Source organism: Chitinibacter sp. ZOR0017 (assembly GCF_000799095.1).
Lineage (GTDB): Bacteria > Pseudomonadota > Gammaproteobacteria > Burkholderiales > Chitinibacteraceae > Chitinibacter > Chitinibacter tainanensis.
The window spans coordinates 253,230-265,876 of record NZ_JTLG01000044.1; the positions used below are offsets into that span (position 1 = coordinate 253,230).

The window sequence follows — 12,647 nt, forward strand, 5'->3', positions numbered from 1 at the left end:
GTACGCTGCTATGAGTGCCGCTGTATTACTGATCGCCGCGCCTTCATCGGGCTCAGGCAAAACCACCATCACTGCGGGCTTGGCGTGGCTGTATCGCCGGCAGGGCAAGCGCGTGAAGGTGTTCAAATGCGGGCCGGATTTTCTTGACCCATTGCTGCTGGGGTTTGCCAGCGGATCGCCGGTGGATAATCTGGATTTGTGGCTGGTGGGTGAGGATTTGTGCCGCCAGATGCTGGCCGAAGCTGCGCGTGATTACGATGTGGTGTTGATCGAGTCGGTGATGGGCCTGTTTGATGGCGAGCCGAGCACCGCTGATCTGGCAGTGAAATTTGGCTTGCCGGTGCTGGCGGTGATTGATGCCGGCGCGATGGCGCAAACTTTTGGCGCGTTGGCGTTTGGCTTGGCGCATTACCGCGCTGATTTGCCGTTTTATGGGGTGCTGGCCAATAAAGTGGCCGGTGAGCGGCATGCGCAAATGTTGCAAGAAGCCTGCCCGGCGGCGCAGTGGCAAGGCTGGGTGGGGCGGGGCGAGCCTTTGCCCGAGCGGCATCTGGGCATTGTGCAGCCGCATGAAGTGGCCGATTTGCCGGCGCGGCTGGATCAGCTGGCCGAGATGCTGGCCAGCCAGCCGATTGCCCAGTTACCCGCGCCGACTGCATTGAGCGCACCGGCGGCCGCGCCCATCCCGCCCCTGCTGGCGGGGCGGCGGATTGCGGTGGCGCAGGATGCGGCCTTTTGCTTTATTTATCCGGCCAATCTGGCCTGCCTGCGTGCGCTGGGTGCCGAGGTGGTGACGTTCTCGCCGCTGGCGCACGAGGCTTTGCCCGCGTGTGATGCCGTGTGGCTGCCGGGCGGGTATCCCGAGTTGCATGCGCCGGCGCTGGCCGCGCATCCCAGCATCGCGGCGGATTTAGCGGCGCATCTGGCAGCGGGCCGGCCGATCTGGGCCGAGTGTGGCGGGATGCTGGCGCTGGCCGAAGCGCTGACGCTGAGCGATGGGAAAGTGCAACCAATGTGGGGGCTGCTGCCAGCGCAAGGGCAGATGCAAACGCGGCTGGCGGCGCTGGGCGCGCAGCAGATCGATCTGGGGGCAGGCGCGCTGCGCGGGCACACCTTTCATTATTCCACCCTGCAAACCACACTCACCCCCGAGGGGTATGCTACGCCATGCCGCTTAGGATCTAGCGGTGAGGCGGTATACCGGCATGGGTATTTGCGGGCAAGTTATTTGCATGTCTGGTTTGCCGCTAATCCGGTGGCCACGGCCGCATTGTTTGGAGCACAAGTATGAGTTTGCAACGCCACCTGCGTGATTGGGTATTGGGCCTGAGCCTGAGTGCATGGGCGCTGGCCAGCACGGCGGCCCCGCTGACGGTGAAAGATGATCTGGGCACCAGCATTACCTTGGCGCAGCCGGCCAAGCGCATTATCAGCCTGGCCCCGCATGTGACTGAAGATTTGTTCGCGATTGGCGCTGGCAAGCTGATTGTGGGCGCGGTGAGCTATAGCGATTACCCGCCCGAAGCCAATCAGATTGAGCGCATTGGCGGTTACAACGGTTTTGATCTGGAGCGCATCCGCGCTTTGCAGCCCGATCTGATCGTGGGCTGGGCCACTGGCAACCCCGAGCGGCATCTGGCGCAGGTAAAGGCGCTGGGCGTGCCGGTGTTTCTGACCTTTTCGAAAAAACTGGGCGATGTGCCCACGGTGCTGGAGCGCTTGGGCGTGCTGACCGGTCAGCAGGCGGGCGCGGCGCAAGCGGCCAAACGCTATCGCGATCAGCTGGCCGAGCTGCAAAAAACCTATGCCGGTCGCAAGCCGGTGCGGGTGTTTTACCAGATCTGGGATCGCCCGCTCATGACCATCAACAACACACAGATTATCTCCGATGCCATGCGCATTTGTGGCGCGGTGAATGTGTTTGGCCACTTGCCGGATTTAACCCCGAAAGTCGATGTAGAAGCCGTGCTGGCCGCCAACCCCGATGCCATTATGACCAGTGGCGAGCCGGGCATGAAAACCGATTGGCTGGCGCCGTGGCAGCAGTGGAAAAACCTGAAAGCCACACAAAACAAACAGTTTTACGTCTTGCCTAAAGACAGCGTGAACCGCATGGGGCCACGGCTGGTGGATGGCACCCGGGCCATGTGTGAGGCGGTGGATAAGGTGCGCCGGCAATGAGTCGCGCGGCGGCTCCCGCGCGGCTGACGCCGCGGCGTGTTATCAGTACTTTGAGCGTGTTGCTATTGCTATTGGCGCTGGCCGTGGCGGCCAGCCTGTGTTTTGGTAGCACTAATTACCGCCCGTGGCAGCTGTGGGGCGGGGGAGCGGAAGCCGCTTTGGCGCGCGATGTGGTGCTGGCGCTCCGCCTGCCGCGCACGCTGGCGGCGATTGGCGTGGGCGGGCTGCTGGCGCTGGCCGGCACCTTGCAGCAGGTGCTGCTGCGCAATCCGCTGGCTGATCCGTATATCCTGGGTACTTCCGGCGGAGCCAGTGTGGGCGCGCTGTTGGCGCTATTACTGGGGGTGGGTATCTGGGGCGTAAATCTGGCTGCCGGCGCAGGGGCTTTGCTGACCATCGTGGTGGTGTTTTTGCTGGCCGGGCGCGATCAATCCAGCACCCAGACACGTTTGCTACTCACCGGCGTGGCGTTGGCGGCGTTTTGTGGTGCGCTGTCGTCCTTGCTGCTGAGCATGGCGCCCGATGGCCTGTTGCGCGGCATGATTTTCTGGCTGATGGGCGATCTGGCCGGCGCGGCCTGGCTGCCAGCACTGGTGATGCTGGGGCTGATGTTGCTGCTGCTGTGGCCGCTGGCGCGTGAGCTGAACATCATGGGCATGAGCTCGCAAGCCGCGTTTTCGCTGGGACTGAATCACACCATGTTGCGCTGGATATTGTATTTCGCCGCGGCGCTGGCCTGTGCACTGGCGGTGACCACCGCCGGCATGATCGGCTTTGTGGGTTTGATTGTGCCGCATGCCTTGCGGCTGGTGATTGGGCAGGATTTACGCTTGCTGCTGCCGGCGGCGGCGCTGGCCGGTGGCGTGGTGCTGCTGCTGGCCGATATGCTGGCGCGTACATTATTGGCGCCACAGCAATTGCCGGTCGGGGTGGTGATGGCGCTGCTGGGGGTGCCGGTGTTTTTATGGTTGCTGGCCCAGCGCGCGGGCGGGGGGCGGGCATGACCGCAGCGTTAATGCAGGTACAACAGCTGAGCTTGCAACAAGGCTCGCGCGAGCTGGTGCGCGATTTGCAGCTCACCATCCAGCCGGGTGAAGCCTGGATTGTGCTGGGGGAAAACGGCTGTGGCAAAAGTACTTTGCTGGCCACCCTGGCTGGCTGGCGCGCCCCGGCTGCGGGCGAAGTTCAGCTCGCCGCGGCGGGCGGACTGTTGCCCTTGTGCCGAGTGCCGCCGGCCGAGCGCGCCCGGCTGATCGCCTGGCAAACCCAGCAGGACGAATGCCCGTTTCCACTCTCGGTGCTGGAAAAGACCCTTACCGGCCGCCACCCGCACCTGAGCCGCTGGGCTTGGGAGGGCGCGGCCGATCTGGCGCTGGCTGAAGCGCAGCTGGCACGGCTGGATTTGCAGGGCTTTGGCGAGCGCGACTTGGCCAGCCTGTCGGGCGGTGAGCGCCGGCGGGTGGCGCTGGCCACGGCCTTAACCCAGCAAGCGCCGCTGCTGTTACTGGACGAACCGCTCTCGCAGCTGGATGTGCGCCATCAGCAACAAGCCTTGCAGGTGCTGCGTGCCGAGCGCGCGGCAGGCCGTAGCCTGCTGGTGGTGAGCCATGACCCTAATCACGCTGCCCAATTTGCCACCCACGCCTTGCTGCTGTTTGGCGATGGGCGCTGGCAGGCGGGGGTATGTGATCGGGTGCTCAATACCCAAAGCCTTAGCGAGCTATACCATCACCCTGTATCTGAGCTTAGCCAGCAGGGAACGCGCTGGTTTGTACCGCAGGCGCCGGCCTAAGCCGGCGGCCGGGTCGGGCCCGGCGGTGGGCTTCATTTTTGGTGATTGAGGCACGTTGCTGAGCGTGTTGCCCGTGACTGTGCATCGGCAGTCGCGGCGCGCTGCCGTGCTTGTGTTTTGCTGATTTTATCCTTACATTTTTCTGTGTTATTCAGCTGCCAGAGGAAAGGATATGCCCAGCACTCGCCGACGTCGCAAAATCGCCCTGGCCTGCCAGGGGGGCGGTAGCCAAACCGCTTTTACCGCTGGGGCGCTCGATGCCCTGTTTAGTGAGAATTTTCAGTCCGATTTTGAACTGGTGAGTTTATCCGGCACCTCGGGCGGGGCGATCTGTGCCGGTTTGCTCTGGTATGCCTTGCGCAAGGGCGATGCCCAGCCCAGCAAGCGCCTGCTGGATTTCTGGCTGGATAATATGGCGCAAACGGCGGCCGAGCGGCAGTTTAATGATCAGATCATCGAAACACTGCGCGCCACCAGCAAGGGCCATATGCCGCATTTCAATATGAGCCCGTCTGATCCGCTGGCCAAATGGATGATGGCGCTCAGCACGCAAAGCCTGCGCCCCGAATTCACCGATTTTGCCTTGCTGCTGCAAAAGCATTTTGATTTTGCCGAGCTGCAAGCCTGGGGGGCGCAGCCGCAGGCACCGGCGCTATTGCTGGGGGCGGCCGATATCCTGACCGGCGAGCTGCGTAAGTTTAATTCCCGCACCGAGTCGATTCAGCTGGAGCATTTTCTGGCCTCGTGCGCGGTGCCGAATATTTTCCCGGCGGTACAGCACGAAGGCCGTGCGTATTGGGATGGCCTGTTTTCGGATAACCCGCCGATCAATGAGCTAGTGCGCGCGCAATACGTCGGTGAGGGCAATATCCCGGATGAAGTTTGGGTGATCAAAATTAACCCAACCGGCTGCCGCAGTGTGCCTGAGCTGCCCGAAGCGATTGCCGATCGGCGTAATGAAATGGTGGGCAATGTGTCGCTATTTCAGCAGCTCGATACCTTAAGCTGGCTCAATGAGCTGATGCTGCGCGATGCTTTCCGCCCTGAGTTTCTGGCGCAATTTGATATCCGCCAGCCGGTGCTGATCCCGAAATGCCATCTGGCGCAGGCCACCGCACCGTACCATATTCCGTTTATTGAAATGAGCGAGGCGCTGCATGAGCTGGATTACGAAAGCAAGCTGGATCGTAATCCGGAAAACCTAACGCGCCTGATCGAAGATGGCCGGCGGCAGGCGAGCTTATTTCTGCAAGGGCGGCGGGCGGCTTTGCGCTAGGGCTGAGTTTGGGCTGAAGTCGAGTGTTGTGCCGCCGCGACTGGGCGGGCGTTTAATCCCGCCAGTTGGCCTGAATGGCGCATAACTCAGGCTCGAGGGTAAGAAACAGCGCGGCCAGCGCTGGATCAAAATGCTGGCCGGCTTGGGCGGCAATATGCGCAAGTGCGTCTTCTATAGTCCAGGCGGCTTTGTACGGGCGCACACTGGTGAGCGCATCAAAGACATCGGCAATCGCCACGATGCGCGCCGCCAGCGGGATTGCCTCCCCAGCCAAACCCTGCGGATAGCCCTGACCATCCCAGCGTTCATGGTGGCTCAGGGCTATTGTGCGGGCAATTTGCAGCAAGGTTGAGCGATCTTCGCCGATGATGCGCGCGCCAATCTCGGCATGGGTTTGCATGATTTGCCATTCGGCGGGATCGAGTTTGGCGGGTTTGCGCAAAATCGCATCGGGAATCCCGATTTTGCCAATGTCATGCATGGGGGCGGCATGCAATAATTCTTCGGCCCAATGCGCGCTTTGCCCAGCGGCCAGTGCCAGCTTTTGTGCGTAGTGGCTCATGCGGATCACGTGCATGCCGGTTTCATTGTCTTTGAACTCGGCCGCGCGCCCGAGCCGGCGAATGATTTCCAGCCGGGTGTTGCGCAGCTCATCCGCGCGCACCAGCGATAAATGCGTTTTTACTCGCGCGAGCACGATGGGCGGACTGACCGGTTTGGTGATGTAGTCAACCGCGCCGGCCGCAAAGCCTTCGGCTTCGTCATTACTATCGCTCAGGGCCGTGACGAAAATCACCGGAATATTGGCCGTGGCCGGATCGGCCTTTAACCGCCGGCAGACTTCAAGCCCGGTCATGTTCGGCATCATGACATCGAGCAAGATCAGCGCTGGCGGCGCTTGGCTCACAAGTTGCAGTGCTTTTTCTCCATCGCGGGCAAACTGCAACCGGTAATGCTCTTGCAGAATATGGCGCAGCACCTGCAGATTATTGGGCTCATCATCAACCAGCAGTAGCAGGGGATTGGGCTCAGTCATGCTGTTCTCCGCTCAAAGTCTGTTGCCATTGCTGCAGGGTGGCGAGGGCCGCATCAAAATCGAACTGCCCCAGTGCGTGGTTGAGGGTTTGCCATAAGGCCGGTGGGCAATAAGCCTGCAAAGGGGCGAGGGTGTCTTCGGCCAGCTCGCCACGGGCAAACGCGGCGGCCAGCACAGACAGCGTTGCTGCTAATTCTGGGGTTGCAGGCATCGGTGTACCTGTGTTTGCTGGTGTAGCTGCGCTTGTGGGCGACAATGCGGCGCTGGCTGAGGTCAGTAGGCTGGCCCATTCAGTTTGCCAGCCACTGGGCAGGGTGCGGGTGGATTCGATTTGCTGGGCCCACTGGGTCATCGCGGTGAGCCCCAGATTGGCTGCCACCCCGCGTAGCCGGTGTGCGGTGGCGGCCAGTGCGCCAGCATCGGCAGTGTTTAGCTCGGCAGGCAAGTTTTGATATTCCTGCACAAAAGCGGCTAGATGGGTTTGCCATGCCGCCTCGCTACCCCAGCGGGCGAGAGCGCCGGCGCGGTCGATCGTTACATTGACTGCATCAATGGTGGCACCAACTTGCCCCAAGGCTAGGCTTTGAGATGGATGACTTGTCACAGAAGTTGGGCTCGTCGGCAAGCCCAAGACTCGTGCTATTTCGGCATTCAACGCCGCGTGCTCAACGGGCTTGGAGGCAAAGCCGACCATGCCGGCAGCTTCGGCGTCCGCGCGGTCTTGCGAGAGTACGCTGGCGGTGAGTGCGATGACGGGTGGTGCTGGCCGGCCTTGTGCGGCGGCCCAGCGCAAAATGTGCCGCGTAGCCTGCAAGCCATCGATCTGCGGCATCTGCACATCCATCAGTACCACATCAAATTCACCCTGCTCAAAGGCCTGAATGGCCGCCGCGCCGCCCTGTGCCAGCGTGACCTGATGCCCGTCTTGCTGGAGTAAGAGCTGCATTAGCTCCAAGTTTTGCGCCACATCATCCGCGACCAGGAGGCGTAATGGCGGGAGCACAATTGTTGTACCCTGGGCGACTTCCTCGGCCCTGTTGGCTGCGCGCAAAGGTAGCTGTAGCGTAAAGCAGCTACCCACACCTTCGCTACTGCTGACGCTGATGGTGCCGCCCATCAGTTCTGCCAGTTGGCGGGCGATGGTTGTGCCGAGGCCAGTGCCACCGAAGCGGCGCGCCATCGACACATCGGCCTGGGTAAAGGGCGCGAAAATGGTTTCGAGCCGATCCGGGGCGATACCAATGCCGGTATCACTGATCTGGCAGCGCAGCTGTGTTTGATCGCACTCGACGCTGAGGCTAACTTGCCCGTGCTCGGTAAATTTCACGGCATTGCCGAGCAAATTGGTCAGGATTTGTCGCAGCCGCAGCGCATCGCCGCGAATCGCCGCGGGGCAATCGGGCGCATAGTGCAAGGTGAGTGCCAAGCCTTTTTGCTGGGCTTGCAGGGCGAAGGTGCTGATCAGTTGCTCGCACAACTGGCGCAGTGAGAAATCGGCTTCTTCCAGCTCAATAGCGCCACGTTCGAGTTTGGCGGTATCCAGAATATCGTTCAAGAGCCCCAGCAGCGCGCGGGCAGATTGGCGCACGATGTCGAGGTGGCGTGCCTGCTGGGCATCCAGGGGCGTGTGCTGCAAGAGTTCGGTAAAACCCAAAATGGCGTTCATCGGCGTGCGGATTTCATGGCTCATATTGGCCAGAAACATACCCTTGGCGGCGGCGGCTTGTTCGGCACGATCGCGCGCTTCGGTCAGTGCCTGCTCCATTTTTTTGCGCTCGGCCAGATCATGCGCCAACTTCACCACTTTCCAAGGCTGGCCGTCCAGATCCAGAATCGGGTTGTAGACGGATTGAATCCAGATTTCTTGCCCGGCGCGGCCACGTCGGCGGTATTCGCCGCTTTGAAATTCACCCTGCTGCAACCGTTGCCAGAAGGCTTGATACTCGGGGCTGTCGCGCTCCTCGGTAAAGCACAGCAGGCTATGGTGCTGGCCAATGAGCTCGGCTGCGCTATAGCCAGTGAGGCTGAGGAAGTTGTCATTGACGGCGAGGATTGTGCCGGTCAGGTCAAATTCAACCACGCTGAGCGCGCGTGAAATGGCATGCACAATGCCTTCGTGTTCTGCTGCGCGGATTTTGCTCTCGGTGATATCCAGCAGTACGCCATCGATCCACTGCGCCTGGCCTTGCTCGTCGTATACCACGCCGGCGCTTTCCGATACCCAGCGCTCGCCACCACCCCGATACAGAATGCGGTATTCCACCACATAGGATTGCTGGGCGCTGATGGCGGCATCAATGCAGGCGCGCACTCGCGCCAGATCGTCCGGGTGGATGATGCTGACGGTGCTAAGGCTGCCATCCAGAAACATTTCGGCCGGCCAGCCGCTGAGTTGTGTCATGCCTTGGCTGATAAACAGTTTGGTCCAGTCAAAATCAACCTTGCTGCGAAAGGCTACGCCGGGCATATTGGCGATCAGGGTACGGTATTGTTGTTCGCTTGATTGTAGGGCTTTGGCAATCCGGACACGCTCGCTGATATCGGTGATAAAGCCAACAAACATCGGCTCGCCGGCCATCTGGGTGCGGCCCACGGCCAGCCGGATCGGAAACACCGAGCCATCGCGGCGCTGGGCATAAACTTCTCGCCCTTGGCCAATGATGCGGGCGTCCCCGGTTTGCAGGTAATGCAATAGATAACCATCATGCTCGGAGCGGTAAGGTTCGGGCATCAGCCGGTTGATGTTTTGCCCGATTAACTCGGCAGCTGGCCAGCCAAATTGCTGCTCGGCCGCCTGATTAAGCGCGCGGATCAGGCCGTGTTGATCGATGGTAATGATGCCATCAACGGCGGTATCGACGATGGCTCGCATTTGCGCTTCATTATTTTGCATCTGCCGCAACAGCTGGCGGTAGCGCAAAAGGGCATTGCCGGCCAGTACAAACACGCTAGCCGTGATGGTAAAGAGTGCGATGCTGATGGCGAGATAGGTGTTGGCACCCATCGTGGGGGTATAGGCCGGATCAGCGCTTCCTACAAAGCGTGCCGCGGCCATACCCGTATAGTGCATACCAGTAATCGCGCAGCCCATCACGATGCCACCAAGCAAAATCGACTGCAAGGCGCTAAAGCGGCCGCGGCGGAGTAGACCAAAGCGGATCCAGAGGGCCAGCATAGCCAGCACCACCGCCACCACAATGGAGGCCGCAAACCACCATGGGTCGTAGCGCAGCAAAGGGCTCATCCGCATGGCGCCCATGCCGGCATAATGCATTGCACCAATCCCACTGCCGACCAATACCCCGCCGATCACGAGTTGCCAGCGGTTAATGTCTCGCTGCCACAGCAGATTCAGTGTTACCCAGGAGGCCAATACGGCGGGCAGCATCGATAGCAAGGTGAGGCCATAGTCGTAGCTGATGGTGGTGCAGAGCGAAAACGCTAGCATGCCAATAAAATGCATCGACCAGATGCCCACGCCTAAGGCAAATGAGCCAGTGAGAAAAGCCACCTGCCGTAAGGCCCGTGTGTGGGCGAGTCGCGCCATGCCAGCCACCTGCAAGGCCATGGCTGAGCTCAGAATGGCAATGACAAAAGACAAGGCCACCAGATCGTAGCGATAGCTGCCATAGAGCAGTAGCTGGCTAGGTATATCGGCGGCGAGAAAAAAGTCTCTGAGCATGGCGCCTTGTGCTATTGAGGCGGTAAAGCCTCAGTATAGGCGGCGCTTGGGCTTGGGCACAGCAAGTAAAGGTCAAGAAAAAAGCCACCCGCAGGTGGCTTGCTTGAGGTGAGCTGTGTTTAGACCGCAGCTTCCATTTTCGGGCTGCGGCCCATGAGATCAGCAATAATGTCGCTGACCTGCGCTTGCTTGAACAAAACTTGGCACACTGACTTTGTGATCGGCATATCGATGCCCAGCTCGTTGGCTTGGCGCAATACTTCGCGGGCAGTGGGCACACCTTCGGCGACATGGCCGAGATTTTTCAGTACGCCATCCAGATCAAGCCCCTGTGCTAGCAGCAGGCCAACCCGGCGATTGCGGGATAGATCACCGGTCGCAGTGAGCATCAAATCACCGATCCCGGCCAGACCCATCATGGTTTCGGGCTTGCCGCCCAAAGCGACGCAGAAGCGCGCCATCTCGGCTAAGCCGCGAGTCAGCAGCGCCGCGCGAGCATTCAGGCCCAGATTCAGGCCATCGGCCACCCCGGCGGCGATCGCCATAACGTTTTTAACAGCGGCGCCGATTTCTACGCCCACCAAGTCATCGGAGGCGTAGAGACGCAGTACATTGGTATTTAGATCGTTCACCACTTGCTGGGCAAACGCCGCATCACTCGCGGCAATAGTCACTGCCGCGGGTAGGCCTTTGGCGACTTCCTGCGCAAAGCTGGGGCCAGAGAGCATGCCGCGCGGAATGTGATCGGGCATCTCTTGCTCGGCGACTTGATGCGGCAGCAGCATAGTGCCAGCTTCCAAGCCTTTGCACGCCCACAAGACGGGTGCGGTATTGCCAAGTTCGGCCAGTGCTTTCAAGGTGCTACGCAGGCCAGACATCGGCGTTACAATCAAAACTAAGCCCGCATCGCAGATGGCTTCCGCCATGGATGCGGTGACTTGCAGTTGCGCGGGGAAGGGCGCATCCGGCAGGTAGCGTGGGTTGCAGGCTTCGTTGCGCATGGTTGCAACTTGTTCAGCTTCACGCGACCACAGCGTAACCGATTGGCGGTCGGCAAAACGGATCGCTAGGGCGGTGCCCCAAGCGCCAGCGCCAAGAACGGCAAGTTTCAAGGGTTGATCTCCTGCAGATGGGCTATACGCCCCAAACTTCTTCGATACGGATGTAGCCGGTGTGGCCATCACGATGTTTGACTTTCAGCCAGCCGGTGCCGGTGTTATCCAGCAGTTGCAATAGTACATTGCGTTCGGCTTTGAAGAGGGTGGTGGCTTGTGGCTGCGGCGCTACGCGAATCTCTGCCAGTTTGCTCACTTGCACATAACGAGTGCTACTGGCGTCGGTTTTGGCAAGCCAAGCCAGCGTGCCATCCCGATCCCGTACCCGTAGCCAATTGCCTTGTTCGGCGATGAGTTCGAGCGGAATATTGGCACTCAAAACAAAGCGTTTCGTGCTGTTTTCGTTTGGCGCTTCATACAGAATAACGCCATGACGCGCGCTGGAACGGTATTCCAGTGCATGAACACTACCGGCCGCCAAGGCCAGTAGTGCACCCACGTGCAAATAATATGCAGCGCGATTAATGAGTGGTTTGCTCATTGGCTTCTTGTGCGGCAGCTTGTTGACGCTGTTGCAGGTAGATCGCTTCGAAGTTGATCGGTTGCAGAATCAGCGGAGGGAAGCCCGCACGCGTTGTCAGATCTGATACGGCTTCGCGCAGGTACGGGAACAGAATACTTGGGCAACCGATGCCCAGCAGCGGATCCAGTTCTTGCTCAGGTACGTTTTCAATCTGGAACAGACCAGCTTGGGTTACTTCTACCAGAAATACGGTGCGATCTTCCACTTTGGCCGTGGCAGTAACGGTCAGGCCCGCCTCGTAAAAGCCATTGTCGAAGCTTTTAGCTTGGTTGCGGAACTGGATATTGAATTCAGGCTGCGCTTGTTCCATGAAAGAATTTGGCGCGTTTGGCGATTCGAGCGAAATGTCGGTTACGTACAGTTTTTGTACGGCGAAAATCGGTTGTTGTACTTCTTGGTTTTCTTCGCTCATGGTCCATCCCTTTGAGTCGTGATATTTAAACAAGTATTCGCTGCATACTATCAGCAATTGATAGCGTAATTCAGCGCGCAGGAATCATCGCATAGTTGTTCGCCTGATGCCATGATCTCTGCGGTGATTTGGTATCCAGATGACGCTTATTGTTCACCTTGCAGCAAGGGGATTAATTTGCCAGCGTGATCCAGGGCTGCCAAGTCGTCAAAACCACCTACATGATAATCATCAATGTAAATTTGCGGCACCGTACGGCGCCGGGTTCGTGCCATCATGGCTTCACGTTGTGCAGGGTCGAGGTCCACGCGGATTTTTTCCAGATTATCGACACCGCGTTCTTTAAGTAGGCGTTCTGCCCGATCGCAATAGGGGCAGTAGCCGGTGCTATACATGATTACTTTGGCCATTAGCTTGCTATCCTTGTGCAAAGCCAGTGAATTTTGTGCTGACTTTGCTCTTGTTGAGTACATCTTTCTAGATGTGGCGCCAAAGCGGAAATGCAAGTCTTAAGTTTCTGGTCGCAAAAGTTGCCTGGTATAGGTTTATGAAAATCAATCGCTTATCGACTTGTTGGCGCTTTTTCGTTGGGTTGGTGTTGACGTGTTTCCGATGGGTGGGTATAGTTCG

General features: G+C 59.4%; 11 protein-coding genes. 5 read left to right on the top strand and 6 right to left on the bottom strand.

All coding sequences use genetic code 11. The features are described from left to right. Positions 1 to 10: 10 nt before the first annotated feature. The 5 genes from L991_RS14340 to L991_RS14360 all read left to right on the top strand — a co-directional run bounded on the left by L991_RS14340 (position 11) and on the right by L991_RS14360 (position 5,249). Positions 11 to 1,291 (top strand): cobyrinate a,c-diamide synthase, encoded by a 1,281-nt coding sequence (locus L991_RS14340; RefSeq protein WP_052190915.1) that lies wholly within the window; start codon positions 11 to 13, stop codon positions 1,289 to 1,291. After that, positions 1,288 to 2,181, top strand: a complete 894-nt coding sequence (locus L991_RS14345; RefSeq protein WP_047396707.1) for a cobalamin-binding protein — start codon at positions 1,288 to 1,290, stop codon at positions 2,179 to 2,181. Before L991_RS14340 ends, L991_RS14345 begins: the two co-directional genes overlap by 4 nt. After that, on the top strand, positions 2,178 to 3,185 hold the full coding sequence (locus L991_RS14350; RefSeq protein ID WP_052190916.1) for an iron ABC transporter permease: 1,008 nt from the start codon (positions 2,178 to 2,180) through the stop codon (positions 3,183 to 3,185). Before L991_RS14345 ends, L991_RS14350 begins: the two co-directional genes overlap by 4 nt. Then, complete coding sequence (locus L991_RS14355) at positions 3,182 to 3,973, top strand: ABC transporter ATP-binding protein (protein WP_047396772.1); 792 nt, start codon at positions 3,182 to 3,184, stop codon at positions 3,971 to 3,973. Before L991_RS14350 ends, L991_RS14355 begins: the two co-directional genes overlap by 4 nt. Before the next feature lie 172 nt (positions 3,974 to 4,145). After that, on the top strand, positions 4,146 to 5,249 hold the full coding sequence (locus L991_RS14360) for a patatin-like phospholipase family protein (RefSeq protein ID WP_047396708.1): 1,104 nt from the start codon (positions 4,146 to 4,148) through the stop codon (positions 5,247 to 5,249). Between the two features lie 52 nt (positions 5,250 to 5,301). Here the strand turns inward: L991_RS14360 and L991_RS14365 are convergent, their stop codons facing one another. The 6 genes from L991_RS14365 to grxC form a co-directional block, all read right to left on the bottom strand. Next, positions 5,302 to 6,285: a two-component system response regulator gene (locus tag L991_RS14365; RefSeq protein WP_047396709.1), complete on the bottom strand. Its 984-nt coding sequence runs from the start codon at positions 6,283 to 6,285 to the stop codon at positions 5,302 to 5,304. Then, a complete protein-coding gene (locus L991_RS14370; RefSeq protein WP_047396710.1) occupies positions 6,278 to 9,967 on the bottom strand; it encodes a PAS domain S-box protein in 3,690 nt (1,229 codons plus the stop codon). Before L991_RS14370 ends, L991_RS14365 begins: the two co-directional genes overlap by 8 nt. 119 nt (positions 9,968 to 10,086) lie before the next feature. Continuing rightward, the gene (locus L991_RS14375; protein WP_047396711.1) at positions 10,087 to 11,079 is read right to left on the bottom strand and encodes an NAD(P)H-dependent glycerol-3-phosphate dehydrogenase; all 993 of its coding nucleotides are present in this window, start codon (positions 11,077 to 11,079) and stop codon (positions 10,087 to 10,089) included. Between the two features lie 22 nt (positions 11,080 to 11,101). Continuing rightward, positions 11,102 to 11,563 carry an SH3 domain-containing protein gene (locus tag L991_RS14380; RefSeq protein WP_052190918.1) on the bottom strand — a complete coding sequence of 154 codons (462 nt, stop codon included), beginning with the start codon at positions 11,561 to 11,563 and terminating at the stop codon, positions 11,102 to 11,104. After that, on the bottom strand, positions 11,544 to 12,017 hold the full coding sequence (secB, locus tag L991_RS14385; RefSeq protein ID WP_028450679.1) for a protein-export chaperone SecB: 474 nt from the start codon (positions 12,015 to 12,017) through the stop codon (positions 11,544 to 11,546). The genes L991_RS14380 and secB overlap by 20 nt, the downstream gene beginning before the upstream one ends. A 146-nt stretch (positions 12,018 to 12,163) precedes the next feature. Then, positions 12,164 to 12,427, bottom strand: coding sequence for a glutaredoxin 3 (gene grxC / locus L991_RS14390; protein WP_047396712.1), 264 nt, complete (start codon positions 12,425 to 12,427; stop codon positions 12,164 to 12,166). Between the last annotated feature and the right edge of the window lie 220 nt (positions 12,428 to 12,647).